The organism is Paenibacillus sp. MDMC362 (genome assembly GCF_003269305.1).
Taxonomy (GTDB): Bacteria; Bacillota; Bacilli; order Paenibacillales; family Paenibacillaceae; genus Paenibacillus_AQ.
In genome coordinates this window covers 54,402-70,789 of the sequence record NZ_QLYT01000008.1, presented here as the reverse complement: position 1 = coordinate 70,789, position 16,388 = coordinate 54,402, and the positions used below count along the sequence as shown (strand labels likewise).

Below are 16,388 nucleotides of genomic sequence, written 5' to 3'. Positions count from 1 at the left end.
TGGTTACAAGCCTATTTCTTGTATCCGTCATTGGAACAACAGCCGCTGTAATTCGTCGTTGAATGGGCTCTGAATTCCTTGACCGCGCTCTTTTTTCATAGACTTATTCTGAACGTTAACCTCTACTTCGGTAGAGGTTTTTTTTGTTGTATACCATCAATTAAGGAGGGATTGACATGGCGAATCCATCAATGGAGCAAGTGGTGGCTATGGCAGGTGAATATAACCTGATTCCAGTAGCGATCAGACTGTTAGCCGACATGGAAACCCCGATTCGCATTTTCCAGCGATATGCGGAACGGAAGCGGGCATTTTTACTTGAAAGCGTTGAGGGCGGAGTACAGTGGGCACGGTATTCGTTTATTGGAACGGACCCCTTCTTAATGATTACGGGTAAAAAAGGAAAGATCGAAATTGAAAGGAACGGAGAGCGTTCCCTGCTGAGAGGAAAGCCTGTTGAGGAGTTAAAGGCGCTGCTGCGAACGTACCGCAGCCCGCAGCTGAAGGAGATGCCTCCTTTTACCGGAGGGGCTATCGGATTTTTCGGATATGACCTGCTCCAATATTATGAGAAGCTTCCGGCACATGCGATGGACGATCTGGGAATGGATGACATCCGGTTCATGTTTTGCGATCAAGTCATTGTCTTCGACCATGTGAAGCAGCAGATCATGCTGGTTGGCAACGTACACGTGAAGCCGGGAGATTCGGACGAAACTATCCGACAAAGCTATCGCGATGTATGCCGTACCTTGGAAGCCGCAGCCGAGCAGCTGCAAGAAGAGGGACCGCGGGAGAACGTGAACTCCAAAGGCATTCCGGCGGATGTTGATATGGGCGACATTAAATCCAATATGACAAAAGAGAAGTATCTCTCCAATGTGGAGCAAGCGAAGGAATACATTCGTGCTGGTGATATTTTTCAGGTGGTATTGTCCCAGCGCTTCCATATTGAGACCGAAGTATCGCCGCTTCACGTGTACCGGGTGCTGAGAACGCTGAATCCTTCACCGTATATGTATTACCTCAAGATGGACGACGACATTATCGTAGGAACCTCCCCGGAAGCCCTCGTGAAGGTGGATGGACGAAGATTGGAAACAAGACCGATTGCAGGTACCAGACCTAGAGGCAGCGATGAGGCCGAAGACCAGGCGCTGGCCGATGATCTGCTGCAGGACGAGAAGGAACGCGCCGAGCATCTGATGCTGGTGGATCTGGGCCGCAATGATCTGGGCCGCGTGTCAAAGTTCGGCACAGTGAAGTGCGACACGTTCATGGAAATTGAAAAGTATTCCCACGTGATGCATATGGTATCCAGCGTTTCCGGTCAGCTGAGAGAGGATAAGGATTTCTTCGATGCTTTTCTGTCGTGCTTGCCGGCAGGAACGGTATCCGGTGCTCCGAAGCTAAGGGCTATGGAAATTATTGCGGAGCTGGAACGGGAAGCAAGAGGCGCGTACGCGGGCGCCATCGGTTATCTCGGCTTCGGCGGCAATATGGATTCCTGCATTACGATCCGTACGATCATTTTTCGTCAAGGCAAAGCTTATGTCCAGGCGGGGGCCGGCATCGTATGGGATTCGGTACCGGAGAAGGAATATGAAGAAACCATCAACAAAGCCAAAGGGATGCTGAAGGCGATCCGCGTAGCGGAAGCGATGTTCCCGTCCAGCACGGGGGCTGACGATTTAATTAATCAGGATTACCTGTACCAATACACACCTTAAACCGAAGGAGGAGAACGTAATGAACGTCATGGAAACGATGCAATCCAGCCTTACGAAGCTGATTCAAGGTCAAGATCTGAGCCGGGAGGAAGCGCGCGGGGTCATGCAGTCCATTATGGAAGGCCAGGCAACCCATTCTCAAATCGGGGCGCTGCTTACAGCCTTGAGAATGAAGGGAGAGACGGTCGAAGAAATCACCGGCTTCGCCGAGGCGATGCGTGGTGCGGGCGGACGCGTCGTTACCGAGCGAAACCAGCTGCTGGATACATGCGGCACTGGAGGATCCGGAATTCATAAGTTTAACATTTCCACTGTATCCGCCATTATCTCCTCCTCGGTTTCGGTCAGAGTGGCCAAACACGGCAATCGCTCGGCATCGGGACGGGCAGGCAGCGCCGATGTGCTCGAGGCGCTGGGCGTGAATATCCACTTGACGGCAGAGCAAGCGACAGCCTGTCTGAATGATATCGGAATTTGTTTCCTGTTTGCCCAAATCTATCACCCGTCGATGAAATATGCGGCGGCTCCTCGGAAAGAGCTGGGGGTTCGAACCGTATTTAACATGCTGGGGCCTTTGACAAACCCGGCGGGTGCAGATCGGCAAATGCTTGGGATATACGATATGAACAAAACGGAAACCATCGCGCAGGTGCTTAAAGAGCTTGGCTTAAAGCGGGCCATGGTGGTAACCAGCCACGACGGCTTGGATGAAATCAGCATCTCTGCGCCTACGCGAGTATCCGAGCTTCGTGGCGGAGAAGTCCGAACGTATGATATTCATCCGCATGACCTGGGACTGTCGGTTCATCCGATGAGCGACATTCTGGGCGGCGATGCAAAAGAGAACGCGGCTATCATCGGATCCGTGCTGCGCGGCGAGCGCAGTGCTTATCGGGATATCGTGCTTGCCAATGCCGGTGCCTGCATCTATGTGTCCGGACTCGCGGATAGTTTGGCCGAAGGTGTGCAGCGCGCTGCGGGAGCTATTGATTCAGGGCTGGCTCAGTCCAAGCTGGAGCAGCTGATCTCAAGAACGGGGGAAATGAGTTATGTATCTTGATCGAATAGTAGAAACGAAACACAGAGAAGTTGCTCAGCTGCGAGATACATTCAGCATCTCGGAGGCAGAGAGGCAAATAGCGGATTTACCGCCGACTCTCGGCTTTGAAAAGGCGTTGTCGATGGGGCGTAAACGCAGCATGGGGTTAATTGCCGAGGTGAAGAAGGCTTCGCCGTCCAAAGGGTTAATTCGACCGGACTTTGACCCGGTTATGATCGCCAAAGCTTATGAAGCAGCCGACGCCGATTGTCTTTCCGTGCTGACCGACAAGGACTATTTTCAGGGGAGTGGAGAGTATTTAAAAGCGGTAAGGGCGGCCGTTAACATTCCTTTGCTGCGGAAGGATTTCATAATCGACGAGACTCAGATTTACGAAGCGCGACTGTTAGGTGCGGACGCGGTTCTTTTAATAGCGAGCATACTGGAGCCGGAGCGGATCGCGGAGTTCATAGACATCGCCGGCTCGATTGGCTTGGATTGCCTGATTGAGGTCCATGATGGGGAAGAACTGGAATCGGTGCTAGGACTGGGAACATCTCAGCTGATCGGAATAAACAACCGCAATCTGCGGACCTTTGAAACATCGCTGCAGACGACAGCCGATCTCGCGGCACAAGTGCCGCAGGGAGTAACCTTGATCAGCGAAAGTGGAATATCGAGTCCGGCCGACATTTCCTACTTGCATTATGTCGGGGCACATGGTGTTCTGGTCGGGGAGCATTTCATGCGCCAGCAGGACGTGTTCCGCGCGGTAAACGATTTGATGGGACCCTTGCCGATCGCTGCAGACGTAGAATAAAGGGGATAATGGGTGATGAGTACAGCGCTAAAAATATGTGGACTTCAAAGCGTTGAAGTGCTAAAATCTATGATAAACTTACCTGTGGATTATATCGGATTTGTATTTGCCAAGAGCCGGCGGAAGGTATCTCCGCAACAGGCTGCAGAGCTTATGCAAGTATTGCGGGAGTGGGATCATTACAAGATTCCCGCCGCTGTCGGCGTCTTGGTTAACCCTGATTTGAATGAGCTGGAAGAGCTTCTACGAGAAGCAGCGCTCGATGTCGTGCAGCTGCATGGCCAGGAATCTCCGCAATTTTGCCGGGAAGTGAAGGTGCGCTTCCCGGTTTCCGTTTTTAAGGCGATATCGATCGAGAGTGAGCATTTGGAAGCGGAACGTCTGTCAGCTCTGGATCCGTATGCGGGCTGCATCGATGGATTGCTGATCGATACGTACGATCCGGTGTACGGCGGAGGTTCTGGCAAGACATTTGCCTGGGATCTCATCCCGCCTTACCAGCAATGGGCGAAACGGCAAGGGATCCCCTTGTTTGTAGCCGGCGGATTGGATTCGGATAATGTATCGCATTTAATAGGCCGATTCGCTCCCTACGGCGTGGATGTATCCAGCGGCGTTGAGAGCGAGCCTGGCGTGAAGGACATAAACAAAGTGATGGCATTCATAGAAAGGGTGAAGGGGAAATGACACAACTTCCTGACCGTAATGGACGTTTTGGAGTGTTTGGTGGCCGGTTCGTACCGGAAACGCTCATGAACGCTTTAATAGAGCTTGAACAAGAGTATATCCGCTTTTCGGAGGATCCTGCCTTCAAAGAGGAGATCGCTTATTTGCTTAAACAGTATTCCGGACGGGAAACGCCGTTATATTATGCTGAACGACTCAGCAAACACCTCGGCAAGGCTAAAATTTATCTGAAGCGTGAGGATTTGAACCACACAGGCGCCCACAAAATCAATAACGCCATTGCTCAAGGCGTATTAGCCAAGCGTATGGGCAAAGGCAAAGTCATTGCCGAAACGGGTGCCGGGCAGCATGGGGTTGCCACTGCAACCGTAGCCGCTCTGCTCGGTCTCGAATGCAAGGTGTTCATGGGCGAAGAGGATACCAAGCGGCAGCAGTTGAATGTATTCCGCATGAAAATGCTCGGAGCCGAAGTGATTCCGGTGACCTCGGGAAGCCGGACGCTGAAGGATGCCGGCAACGAGGCGCTTCGCTACTGGGTCAGCAACGTTGAGGACACCTTCTATGTGCTTGGCTCCGCAGTAGGCCCGCATCCGTATCCGATGATGGTGCGGAATTTCCAGCGGATCATCGGCGACGAGACCCGCAAGCAGATTCTGGAGACGGAAGGAAGACTTCCAAACGCGATTCTTGCACCAATCGGGGGAGGAAGCAACGCCATCGGCATGTTCTACCCGTTCCTGGAAGATAAGGAAGTCGGTCTAATCGGTGTCGAAGCGGCCGGGAAAGGGATCGATACCGATTTTCATGCGGCCACCATGTCCAAGGGGACCCAAGGCGTATTCCAGGGCTCGATGAGTTATTTGCTTCAGGATGAGTATGGACAGGTTCAGGAGGCGCATTCCATTTCTGCCGGTCTTGATTATCCCGGCGTTGGGCCAGAGCATTCCTACTTAAAAGATATCGAGCGTGTGCAGTATGTGCCTATAACCGACCAAGAGGCATTGGATGCCTTGCAGCTGCTATGCCGAACGGAAGGCATCATACCTGCGCTGGAATCGGCGCATGCCGTGGCGCAAGCCGTAAAAATGGCGTCCACGTGGACTGAAGACGATATCGTCGTCATTAATTTGTCCGGTCGAGGTGACAAGGACGTGGAGTCCATCATGGCTTACACGGGAGGGAAATCCGAATGAACCGAATTGACCAGACCTTTGCGTCGTTGAATCAACAAAACAAGACGGCCCTGATTCCTTATCTGACCGTTGGGGATCCGGACGTGAAAGCGACGCTGGATATCATTCATGAGCTTGAAATGGCCGGAGCCGACATTATCGAACTCGGCGTTCCTTATTCTGATCCCCTCGCCGATGGCCCGGTCATCCAGCGTGCTTCCGAGCGCGCCCTGAAGAGCAAGGTTAATATCCGTACTTGCATGGAGACCGCGCGCCTGGCGAGAGAACGAGGCAGCAAACTGCCGTTCATTTTGTTCACCTATTACAATCCGGTTCTGCAGACCGGACTGGATGTGTTCTTCGAGGAAGTGGTAAGGCATGATATCAGCGGGCTGATCATTCCGGATCTGCCGGTGGAAGAATCCGAAGAGGTTCGGAAACGGGCTCATGCCGCGGGCGTTCATCTGATTCCGCTGGTTGCACCTACCTCCCATGAACGGATTGCGAGCATCGCTTCGGAAGCGACCGGCTTTGTCTATTGCGTATCCTCGCTTGGCGTGACAGGCGAGCGCAGCGATTTTTATTCGGGTGTGGAGTCATTCCTGGAAACGGTGAAGCAGTACAGCCAGGTGCCCATCGCGATTGGTTTTGGCATTTCGTCGGGCGAACAGGTTGCCAGATTCTCGAAAATCTGCGACGGCGTCGTTGTTGGCAGTGCCATAGTGCGGCAGATCGAGTCTACTATTCCACTTCTTGAGAAGGAAGAGACAAGACAGCAGGGACTTTTGCAAATCAGAGAGTTTGTGGCACAATTAAAGGGATCATGTTGTGTTGAAGCAGTTATGAAAGGTGAGGCGAATATCGAATGAAACCGAAAGCGCAAATTGTTAATCTTCCCGTATATCAACCCGGGAAGCCCATCGAAGAAGTCAAAAAAGAATTAGGTCTGGATGTGGTCATTAAGCTGGCCTCCAACGAGAATCCGTATGGCTGCTCGCCGCGCGCAACCGAAGCAATTACCGCGGAGCTGGCAACGCTCAGTCTGTACCCGGATGGAAGTTCAGCCGATGTAACGGCGGAGCTTGCTGATCAGCTTGGTATTGAACGCAATCAAATTATTTTCGGATGCGGATCCGATGAAATCATCGCCCTCATTATTCGTGCGTTCCTGGAGCCGGGAGACGAAACCATTATGGCCGATCAGACCTTCTCGGTGTATAAAACGAATGCGGATATTGAAGGTGCGACAAGCATTGAGGTGCCTCTGGTTAACGGGAAGCATGATCTGCCGGGCATGGCAAAAACCGTTACGGACAAAACCAAAATCATCTGGGTGTGCAATCCGAATAATCCGACCGGAACCATCGTTTCCGAGAGCGAGCTGGTATCATTCCTGGATGAAATCCCTGCTCACGTGATGGTTGTGCTTGATGAAGCTTATTATGAATATGTAACGGACGCTTCGTATCCGGCCAGCATCAAATTAATGGAACGTTATCCGAATCTGGTCATCTTGCGTACCTTCTCCAAAATATACGGCCTGGCTGCCCTTCGCATCGGCTACGGTATCGGGCAACCTGAGGTTATATCCTTGATTAACCGAGTGCGTGAGCCGTTTAATACAGGACGTCTGGCCCAAGTGGCCGCGAAGGCCGCTTTGAAAGATCAGGAGTTCGTAGCTAAATGCCGTCAATTGAATGCTGAGGGAATCGCTTATGTGCAGCGTGAGTTTGATCGTCTTGGATTATCCTATTTTCCTGCGAACGGGAACTTTATCATGGTGGATGTGAAGAGACCGGGCACCGAAGTGTTCAAATCCCTGCTGAGCAAAGGCATCATCGTGCGTCCGGGTTTTGAGGTTTACCCGAACTACATTCGCGTAACCGTTGGCTCTGAAGAACAAAACAAGGCTTTCATCGGCGCATTGGAACAAGTGCTCCAAGAAGCGAATGCCCCAGCTTGATCTAATAACATACAATAATCGCAGCTTGAAACGAGTGAGAGAGAGAATATGACCATGCAAATTTCTATTTTCGGCGTCGGCTTGATCGGCGGTTCGTTAGCATTAAACTTCAAAGGAAAACCAGGCATAACCGTTACCGGTTATGCCCACACGCAGGAATATGCCGACCAGGTAATCGCCAAGGGCGTTGTCGATAAGGTTACGCTTTCGGTGGAAGAAGCTGCCCAGGACGCGGACGTCATATTTTTGTGCGTTCCCGTAGGAAGTCTCGAGATGTACATAAAACGTCTGAGTGAATTGCGGCTTAAACCCGGATGCATTATTACGGATGTAGGCAGTACCAAAGCGAGTATTGCCGAATGCGCATCCCAACTTGTGCTTAAGGATGCCTATTTTATCGGAGGACATCCGATGGCCGGCTCGGAAAGATCCGGTGTCGGCGCTGCCTCCACCGTTTTATTCGAGAATGCATATTATGTGCTTACTCCGCCGGATGATATCCCACAGGAGAAGCTGGACGTGCTTGTGGAGCTTCTGTCGTATACGCGTGCTCACATTGTAAAGGTGGAGCCAAGGCTGCACGATGAGATTGTCGGAGCCATCAGTCATCTGCCTCATGTGATCGCAGTGGCCTTGGTGAACCAGATCAGCTCCTACAATGACGATAATCCGTTGTATCGCACGCTGGCTGCAGGGGGATTCCGGGATATTACCCGTATCGCCTCCAGCGACCCGGTCGTTTGGCGGGACATTCTATTAAATAATCGCAATGTCATGCTGCCGCTGTTACGAGACTGGAACGAAGGAATCCAGCGATTTATGGACATGCTGGAGTCGAAGGACGGGGCTGCTATTGAAGAGGCTTTCCGCAGAGCGGGGGAATTCCGCAGCGTCCTGCCAGAGCGGCGGAAGGGAATGATCGTTCCCCAATATGATTTGTATCTGGACGTGCCTGACCATCCGGGTATCATTGGCCGTATAGCAACGGATTTGGGGACGAACAGCATCAACCTCAGCAACATGCAGATTATCGAGAGTCGGGAAGATGTGCCTGGCGTGATGAGGCTTTCCTTCCGCAATGAAATCGAACAGGAGCGGGCGAAAGAGCTTCTGTTGTCACAAGGGCACTCGGTGTACCAGTAATTTTTCGGTTGTTTTTAAACAACCGGAAATAAATTCGTTTTCAGTGTTGACAAAATGAAAACGTATACATATAATAAAAGTACAGTATGGTTTCTCTCCACTCCTATCCAAAATATTGCACTGTGTGCAACCGCCTTCAATGTTGAAGGCGGATTTTTTTTGTCTTTTTTCCTATCCGTGGAAAACCTGCTGCCACAAACCTGAACTTTTCTCCAATATGTGCTATAATGCTAGAGTGCTAGTGTAGAAGATTTGGGGAAATTGCCAAATACATAGAATAGTCAGACATCTTGAGGCGTAACTATATATGGTTTGACGGTACTTTTGCACAAATCCTTGATCATTGCATCCCGAGGGAGATGTAAAGGACAGGGAAGAGGCACCGGATGGTGAAGGAGGAACGAAAAATCATATGACGGATTCCCAACTAATCCAAGAAATTAAGCAAGGCAATACCGAACTTTATTCCGAATTAATGCGGCGTTATCAGAGGAAAATATTAGCATTTGTCTATCATATGTTAAAAAGTTCGCACATGGAGCTTATGGCTGAAGATTTATGTTCGGAAACATTTTATAAGGCATTCCGGAGTTTGCACTCATTCCGGGAAGTGGATGCATCCTTCTCGACCTGGCTCTATACCATTGCCCGCAACACCGTGCTCAGCGAACTTCGCAAGCATCGGAGCGGCACATTGCCGCTGGAGGAGAGCGGGGTCGTGCCTGTGGCTCCGCTTGAGGTTGCTCCGGAGCAGGCAATCCTACGCAGTGAACGAGTACATATGGTAAGGGAAGCGATTAATAATTTGCCGGAGAAACAGAGATCGGCACTGATTCTGCGGGAGTATGATCAACTGGATTATCAGGAAATCGCAGATATTCTAGGTCAAAGCGTCAGTTCGGTTAAGTCATTGTTGTTCAGAGCTCGCGGCAGTGTCAAAATTCAGCTCGAACCCTATTTTTATGAGCCGGTTTTTGAGGATCTGAGAGGGATGAAGAACAGATGAATTGCGATGAAGCCCAAGAGCTGATGGAAACTGTCTGGGATTTGCCGGACAATGATCTGCGGCGACAACGGCTGAAGGCACATGTTCAAACCTGCAGCTCATGTGCAGCGGAGTACGAAATGTGGGTGGAAAGCCAGAACATGGTTCATGTTCTGGAACATGAGATCCCCGACATGGACGCTGAACAAATCAACCGCAACGTGATGGACCGCATCTATCGTGATTTCCCATGGCTGGTGGAGGAAACGTCTAAGAGTCGGGCGGTAAGCCGAGTGTTCCGCAAGCGGCTGACTCTCATGATTGCCGGATTTTTGGCTCTGTTTGTATGCAGCTTCGCATATTTTGCTGCTACCGGCAATCAGCCGGAGCCAGTTCCGGAAGCGGTAACGACAGGGATCATCCCAACGGGGGTGGCTGACACGGCCCAAACCCTGAACTCTCATGACGATTACAAGATTCCGAAAACCAACAGCGGCATTATTGATCCTTTTGTGGTTGATATGAGCCCGACCCAGCCAGAATATTGGATGATACTATCCCTATTGGGCATTGGATTCGCCATGTTTTTCCTGAAGAAATTAAATCGAGTCAGAAGATAAAAAAGGTTAGGATGGAGGAGATGCGGCATGCAAATCGGCTTGGTTCGTCATGGATTAACGGATTGGAATGCGTTAGGCAAAATTCAAGGTCAAACGGACATTCCACTGAATGAGGAAGGTCGTCGTCAAGCCCGTTTGCTTGGGGATCGACTACTGCAGGAGCCTTACCGGTGGGACTTTGCCGTTAGCAGCGGACTTTCCCGTGCTGAAGAAACCGCTAAGATCATCTCGTCCATGCTGAACATTCCATTAATGCCGCCGGATGACCGTTTGCGCGAGCGCAAGTACGGTCAGGTGGAAGGTTTGACAGCGGAAGAACGTGAATCCCGGTTCGGTGCCGATTGGCACCTGCTCGATTTGGGACAGGAGACGGATTTGGAGCTTCAATCCAGAGGGCTTGTCTTTCTGGATGATATGTGGCATAAACACCCGAACGCCAATATTCTGGTTATCAGCCACGGTGGTTTTTTAGCGCAGCTCTACAAGCTGGTGTGCCGCGGTGTTCTGAGCGAGCGGATCGGCAATTTGTCGCTCACCGTCCTGGAGAGAAAAGATGATGACTGGTCGCCCCTGCTGTTTAACTGTACCAAGCATCTATTGACAAAACAGTCGTAACATGGAGATTCATTAACAGAAGTAAGAGCCTTCCCGCGGGAAGGCTCTTTTTTGGTATTAGGATGAAGTTCTATGCTGCGCTATTATAATAAACCGATGCTGCTGCACCTCGAAATAGCCCTTGGTCCGGATTTCCTGATGAATCTGATATAAAGGCTCAAGGTATCGTTCCACCGTGAAATCGGGAATCTGCCAGGGAATCGCTCGCAGGTAATAGACCAGTGCACCGATGTCATAAAACCGCTGCGGTGAAAAGGCCTCCCGGCTGAAGGTGACGTTGAAACGGTGATCCTGCAGTTCTTGGACTGCGGTTGCCAGATCCCAGTGCGCGAACTCTTCATTTAACGGAACGCCAAACCATTCGTTGATTCCATAACAGTCGGTTCCCCCAGATTGCTGGGTTACGAACACGCCCTGACCGTTTAGAATTCTTTTGATTTCCGCCGCGGAATAGGATTCGTGCTGATTGATGATCAGATCAAAAAAATGATCCTTCAAAGGCAGCGAGGAATCCTCTTCAAAATAGACGACTTTTACGCCAAGCGGCTCAAGTTTTTGTCGTGCAATCGGAACGTTTGGTTTATACCCTTCAGTGGCATAAACCGTTTTCGGCAGCGGATGAAGGGAGGATAGGAACTCTCCTCCTCCTGTCCCCATATCCAGCATCGTAGCGGCATCTCGCATGAACGGAATGACCATGCTGCCTAAAGACCAGGGGAGGGCGTGGGACTGCATGCGGCCTGTTGCTGTTATTCTCGAGAAGTCCCATCCTGAAAAATGCTGATCGATATCTTGAATAAAGGCCATAAACGCTGAATCCTTTATCATTTCACATAACCTCCTAGCTTTTATTATGAGTGTTGTTTCATTGTTGAAAGCTCTTAAGGGAGGTCCGCGGATTCGATTCGCACCTAGTTATATTTCATGTTCCGGGGTTCTCATGATCATGTCCTCCTGTAGTGATTCAATTATTTCCTTCATATAAAGCGGTTTTTTCATTTTATTTAGATGTAACGATCATAAGCGAAATCTTTAGCAGCAATCAGTAAGTATTCTATCATTTAATAAGAGAGCATAGTCATTTCTATATACAAAAAAATAAAAAAATATTTCGTAAAACCGAAGTGTATCAGGTATCAAATGTCCAAAACCTTCCCATAATGGTTGTAAAACGGCGAGGCGATGGAAGATGAATCTAGCGGATATGCTCACATATGCCGATATTGGACAGCTTAGCAATATAGCGAATCACTATGATTGTGACGCTAAGCGGAATTCAAAGCATGAACTGATCCAGAGTATTCTGTCCAAGCTCGGGCGCAGAGAGTTTTTCGAGGAGCAGGTCAGCAGCTTGTCACCAAGCGATTTGCGTTTTCTGAACAACCTGGCATTTGACACTCGAACAGGCTATAGCCTGGAGGAATTGACGGCTGCGATCCGTCAAGCGGCGGAATTGGAGGAGAAAGAGGATCAAGCTTCTTCAAACAAAAAAGCTGCCGCCGCCAAAACGGAAAGTCCGCGTGAGGCGGTCGCACGTTATCGCCGAAGCGGCTGGTTGTTTAACGGCTTTACCCATTCCACCAAGTATTTGTTTCAAGTGCCTTCGGATATGAAGGAACGGTTTCGTGACGTGCTGCGTGAACGGCTTCATCGTAATCTGCAGCGATTAAGTGATGACCCGGAAGTATACCGGGATGAGCAGGGACTCGCCGCAGAAGATCTCATGCTGATTCTTAAATATGTCGGCAGACATGATATCGAGTTGAATCAGGAAGGATTCATGTATAGGCGGAATCAGCAGCAGCTGATGAGTACACTGCATATATCCGAGCCGCCCATTACCAAGGGAGCATGGAGGTTCGGGTATGGCCGCTCCTGCATTGAATATCCCGATCGCTTTGCGCTGCTGTACGATTATGCTTACGCTAAAAAATGGATCAGGGAAAACAACGCCCGGTTGATCCTGACTGAAAGCGGAACTGCGCTTATGGAAGAAGGAAATCAAGTTAGCGTGATACAGATATTCCGCTTTTGGTTAAGACTTTATAAAGGCGCAATTCCCAATATCAATTCTCTTGTATACTGGATCAGTCAATGCGCAAGAGATTGGGTCACCGCAGCCTCTCTTTACGAATCGCTGGGCTGGCTAATCCGTCCTTTCTATTATGACAGTCCACAAAATATTTTGGAGCAGCGGATTATCCGCATGCTGATGCATTTGGGGATGCTCAGAATAGGAGAGAGCCAGAGTATGGGAACAACGTACAAAATGACGGCGCTTGGCTTGAAGGCCGCGGAAGCCGGCATACATATCAGCGATTCGAATGATTTGATTCTCTAGGTTGTTTGGTTACATTCGCAGCAGCCGCAAAAAGTTTTGGAAGTAGAAGCATTTAAAGGGAAAGAATATAAGGTATACGCAAATTTAGTTTGGAGGTGCATCCTAATGGATAAGATGAAGGTTACTTACGAGGTTATGTTAGGTCTGGCGGCCGAAATGGTGTGGGACGAAGCATTGCGCAAGCATCGGAGTGAAGAGCTGTATAAAGAAATTGACGAAGCGCTGGCTTCCGGCGACGAAGTGGCTTTCCGAAACCTGACGGATGAACTGAGGACTTTGAATTGAAGAAATGCTTTAACGCATTTCTTCTTTTTTTTGCTTTACCCGCCCCTGCACTCGTATAATGATAACAAAATGATGATGAGTGAGCAGAAAGGATGTACCTTGCATGAAATTTAGTGAAGTGGAAGAGCAGACTTGGCCGGAACTTCAACCTTTTTTTGATACCTGCCTGATTCCGTTTACCGGATTATCGGGTATGGAAACCCCGTGGGAGGCGACAGCTGCGCTTGAACGGCTGCGGGATTTTATGGATTTGGCTGAAATTCCGTTTAAGGGAAGATTGGTTACATATCCTGCTGTACAATATGGAAATACTGAAGATATAAAGCTTCTAAATGAAGTTTGTCACAATGTCAAATCCAGCGGGTTTAAATTTGTTGTTATCATGACAGCGGATGTTGAGCTCTCTAAAGAGGATGTGCCTGAAAGTACGCTGGTCCTGTCCCGGCGCAGGTTGCAAGGCATCGAAGGCGTCCCCCTGTCAGCCATCGTTACCGGGCAAATCAGTGAAATGTGGCAGCAGGAAAGCTGAGTCTAAATGTGACAAAAAACCAACAATTTATGAAAGGGCTATTGGAAGCGAACCCAAATTTGGGGTTCAAATTCTTGACGGTCTTGGGAGCCTAAGATATTATTAGTATGTCCTAGTAAGTCGTGTGATTTTAATCATTGATGACACTTAAGAACGGTTGACAAAGGGGGTTGAACACAGAATGAGCAGCAACCACAATGACGAGCATGAAGAATCGCACAATCCACCCCGACAGAAAGAGATGTCCCGCAGACAATTTCTTACATACACGTTGGGCGGTGCCACAGCTTATATGGCTGCTGGAGTAGTTTTGCCAATGCTTCGCTTTGCCGTTGATCCGATTCTTCAAAATAAAGAAGAAGGGTCTTTTGTAAAGGTCGCGGAAGAGAGCAAAATTACCAACGATCCACAGGAATTCCATTTCGAGCTCAAACAGCAGGACGGCTGGTACAACAGTACGGCTACTTTGACGGCGTGGATTCGTAAGAACGATCAGGGTGAAATTGTAGCGCTTTCACCGATCTGTAAGCATTTGGGATGCCTTGTTGGATGGAATAACAACAAAAATTTCCCTGATGAATACCACTGCCCTTGCCACGGTGCGCGTTATACACCGGACGGTAAGAACCTGGCAGTAGCGCCGAAGCCGCTTGACCAGTACGAGACGAAAATCGAGAACGGCTGGATTTACCTCGGCGCCATCGTGCCAAATACCGTAGTTAAATAGGAGGCGTAGATTCAGATGTTGAAGAATGTCTACAACTGGATTGATGAACGTCTCGATATCACGCCGATTTGGAGAGACGTTGCAGATCACGAGGTACCGGAACACGTAAACCCGGCCCATCATTTCTCCGCGTTTGTGTACTGTTTCGGCGGCTTGACGTTTTTTATCACAGTCATCCAGATTCTGTCGGGGATGTTCCTGACGATGTATTATGTACCGGATATCATAAACGCTTACAACAGTGTTGAGTACCTGCAGACGCAGGTTGCCTTCGGACAGATTGTCCGCGGTATGCACCACTGGGGCGCAAGCTTGGTAATCGTGATGATGTTCTTGCATACGATGCGCGTGTTCTTCACCGGTTCTTATAAAGCGCCGCGTGAAATGAACTGGGTTGTTGGTATGCTCATTTTCTTTGTTATGCTCGGTCTTGGTCTGACAGGTTACCTGCTGCCATGGGATAACAAAGCTTACTTCGCTACAAAAGTTACATTGGAGATTGCGAACTCCGTACCTTGGCTTGGACCTATCATTAAAGAATTGCTGCAAGGCGGTACGATCGTAGGCGCCGAAACGTTGACGCGTTTCTTCGCGATTCACGTATTCTTCCTTCCGGCTGTCCTTCTTGCTCTATTGGTAGGACACTTTATCATGATCCGCAGACAAGGTATTTCCGGTCCACTATAAGAAGAAGGGAGGCGCATATTTATGGCACATGGTCATAAATCTGATGAGAAAGTAGTTTATGTCGGCGATTCGCGTGTGAAAAAAGGCAGCGGTTGGGTTACGCCGCCGGATTACACCGCATATCCCGGCAAATCAGAAGCGTTCATTCCTAACTTCTTGTTGAAGGAATGGATGGTTGGTGTAGTTGTACTGGTCGGTTTCCTTGTGCTGACCATCTCGGAGCCGGCTCCGCTCGGTTATCCCGCGGATCCGGGAGCTTCAGTAATCCCGATGCCGGACTGGTACTTCCTGTTCCTGTATGAATACCTGAAGCTTCCATACGCTTCCGGTGATTATGTAGTACTTGGTACGATTGGTGTTTCGGGCGTGGCCTTCGGCGCATTGCTCCTTGTTCCTTTCCTGGATACGGGAAAAGAGCGGCGGTTCTACAAGCGGCCTATTACTTCGGCCCTTATGATTCTGTCGTTATTTGCAGTCATCTATTTGACGAATGCAGCATGGACGCACTATGTGCATGAGCTGGAAGCTACCGGACAGAAGCCTGAGCATATTCAGCGTGAAGAAGAGGCGGAAGAGAAGCATGCAGCTGGCCTGCCAACGAGTAGTGGTAAGCAGCCAGAAGACAGTATTGTAGCGATCGTTGATAAGGATAATCCCGCGATGGAAACCTTTAAGACAGCTACCTGTATCTCTTGTCATGCTGCAGATTTGAAAGGGGCATCCGGACCGTCGCTTCGCGGTGTCGGGGATACCCACACGAAAGAAGAGATCATGGCTATTATTGAAAATGGCCAAGGCGGCATGCCGGCTATGAAAGACACTGCGCTTGCGGCCGGAGTAACCGAAGAACAACTCGATCAGCTGGCTGATTGGCTCGCAAGCCAAAAGGCAGAAGCAGCTGCAGAGTAAGATGCACAGACGAACCTGACCGCATTGCGGTCAGGTTTTTTTAAATGTTAAATATAGATGAAATGTATGTGGGGATTAGGTATAATCGGCATTAGTCGTAAAATGAACAATACAAGGAACAGGACAGGAGGACAGA

General features: G+C 49.7%; 18 protein-coding genes. 17 read left to right on the top strand and 1 reads right to left on the bottom strand.

The window, feature by feature from the left end; all coding sequences use genetic code 11:
• The first annotated feature begins 176 nt into the window (after positions 1–176).
• The 11 genes from trpE to DP091_RS02460 all read left to right on the top strand — a co-directional run bounded on the left by trpE (position 177) and on the right by DP091_RS02460 (position 10,774).
• A complete protein-coding gene (trpE, locus tag DP091_RS02510; protein WP_113056924.1) occupies positions 177–1,730 on the top strand; it encodes an anthranilate synthase component I in 1,554 nt (517 codons plus the stop codon).
• Positions 1,731–1,749: 19 nt separating this feature from the next.
• Positions 1,750–2,790 (top strand): anthranilate phosphoribosyltransferase, encoded by a 1,041-nt coding sequence (gene trpD, locus DP091_RS02505; protein WP_100536321.1) that lies wholly within the window; start codon positions 1,750–1,752, stop codon positions 2,788–2,790.
• On the top strand, positions 2,780–3,589 hold the full coding sequence (trpC, locus tag DP091_RS02500; RefSeq protein ID WP_113056923.1) for an indole-3-glycerol phosphate synthase TrpC: 810 nt from the start codon (positions 2,780–2,782) through the stop codon (positions 3,587–3,589). Before trpD ends, trpC begins: the two co-directional genes overlap by 11 nt.
• A 12-nt stretch (positions 3,590–3,601) precedes the next feature.
• The gene (locus tag DP091_RS02495; RefSeq protein ID WP_113056922.1) at positions 3,602–4,276 is read left to right on the top strand and encodes a phosphoribosylanthranilate isomerase; all 675 of its coding nucleotides are present in this window, start codon (positions 3,602–3,604) and stop codon (positions 4,274–4,276) included.
• Complete coding sequence (gene trpB / locus DP091_RS02490; protein ID WP_113056921.1) at positions 4,273–5,469, top strand: tryptophan synthase subunit beta; 1,197 nt, start codon at positions 4,273–4,275, stop codon at positions 5,467–5,469. The genes DP091_RS02495 and trpB overlap by 4 nt, the downstream gene beginning before the upstream one ends.
• Positions 5,466–6,317 carry a tryptophan synthase subunit alpha gene (gene trpA / locus DP091_RS02485; protein ID WP_113056920.1) on the top strand — a complete coding sequence of 284 codons (852 nt, stop codon included), beginning with the start codon at positions 5,466–5,468 and terminating at the stop codon, positions 6,315–6,317. The genes trpB and trpA overlap by 4 nt, the downstream gene beginning before the upstream one ends.
• Positions 6,314–7,411, top strand: coding sequence for a histidinol-phosphate transaminase (gene hisC / locus DP091_RS02480; RefSeq protein ID WP_113056919.1), 1,098 nt, complete (start codon positions 6,314–6,316; stop codon positions 7,409–7,411). The genes trpA and hisC overlap by 4 nt, the downstream gene beginning before the upstream one ends.
• Positions 7,412–7,465: 54 nt before the next feature.
• Positions 7,466–8,554: a prephenate dehydrogenase gene (locus DP091_RS02475; RefSeq protein ID WP_373456881.1), complete on the top strand. Its 1,089-nt coding sequence runs from the start codon at positions 7,466–7,468 to the stop codon at positions 8,552–8,554.
• 412 nt (positions 8,555–8,966) lie between these two features.
• Positions 8,967–9,560, top strand: a complete 594-nt coding sequence (locus DP091_RS02470; protein ID WP_015734542.1) for an RNA polymerase sigma factor — start codon at positions 8,967–8,969, stop codon at positions 9,558–9,560.
• Complete coding sequence (locus tag DP091_RS02465) at positions 9,557–10,159, top strand: anti-sigma factor family protein (RefSeq protein WP_113056917.1); 603 nt, start codon at positions 9,557–9,559, stop codon at positions 10,157–10,159. Before DP091_RS02470 ends, DP091_RS02465 begins: the two co-directional genes overlap by 4 nt.
• 27 nt (positions 10,160–10,186) lie before the next feature.
• Positions 10,187–10,774 carry a histidine phosphatase family protein gene (locus DP091_RS02460; protein WP_113056916.1) on the top strand — a complete coding sequence of 196 codons (588 nt, stop codon included), beginning with the start codon at positions 10,187–10,189 and terminating at the stop codon, positions 10,772–10,774.
• Between the two features lie 57 nt (positions 10,775–10,831).
• Here the strand turns inward: DP091_RS02460 and DP091_RS02455 are convergent, their stop codons facing one another.
• Positions 10,832–11,602, bottom strand: coding sequence for a class I SAM-dependent methyltransferase (locus DP091_RS02455; RefSeq protein ID WP_113056915.1), 771 nt, complete (start codon positions 11,600–11,602; stop codon positions 10,832–10,834).
• Positions 11,603–11,963: 361 nt separating this feature from the next.
• Between DP091_RS02455 and DP091_RS02450 the strand changes: the two genes are divergently transcribed.
• The 6 genes from DP091_RS02450 to DP091_RS02425 all read left to right on the top strand — a co-directional run bounded on the left by DP091_RS02450 (position 11,964) and on the right by DP091_RS02425 (position 16,252).
• Positions 11,964–13,115 (top strand): hypothetical protein, encoded by a 1,152-nt coding sequence (locus tag DP091_RS02450; protein WP_113056914.1) that lies wholly within the window; start codon positions 11,964–11,966, stop codon positions 13,113–13,115.
• A 105-nt stretch (positions 13,116–13,220) separates the two neighbouring features.
• Entirely contained in the window at positions 13,221–13,400 is a 180-nt protein-coding gene (locus tag DP091_RS02445) for an IDEAL domain-containing protein (RefSeq protein WP_006209497.1), read from the top strand.
• A 103-nt stretch (positions 13,401–13,503) separates the two neighbouring features.
• A complete protein-coding gene (locus tag DP091_RS02440) occupies positions 13,504–13,929 on the top strand; it encodes a DUF2487 family protein (protein ID WP_113056913.1) in 426 nt (141 codons plus the stop codon).
• A gap of 181 nt (positions 13,930–14,110) precedes the next feature.
• A complete protein-coding gene (locus tag DP091_RS02435) occupies positions 14,111–14,656 on the top strand; it encodes a Rieske (2Fe-2S) protein (RefSeq protein ID WP_015734548.1) in 546 nt (181 codons plus the stop codon).
• Between the two features lie 15 nt (positions 14,657–14,671).
• Positions 14,672–15,343 carry a menaquinol-cytochrome c reductase cytochrome b subunit gene (qcrB, locus tag DP091_RS02430; protein WP_006209500.1) on the top strand — a complete coding sequence of 224 codons (672 nt, stop codon included), beginning with the start codon at positions 14,672–14,674 and terminating at the stop codon, positions 15,341–15,343.
• A gap of 21 nt (positions 15,344–15,364) precedes the next feature.
• Positions 15,365–16,252 carry a menaquinol-cytochrome c reductase cytochrome b/c subunit gene (locus tag DP091_RS02425; protein WP_113056912.1) on the top strand — a complete coding sequence of 296 codons (888 nt, stop codon included), beginning with the start codon at positions 15,365–15,367 and terminating at the stop codon, positions 16,250–16,252.
• Positions 16,253–16,388: the final 136 nt, after the last annotated feature.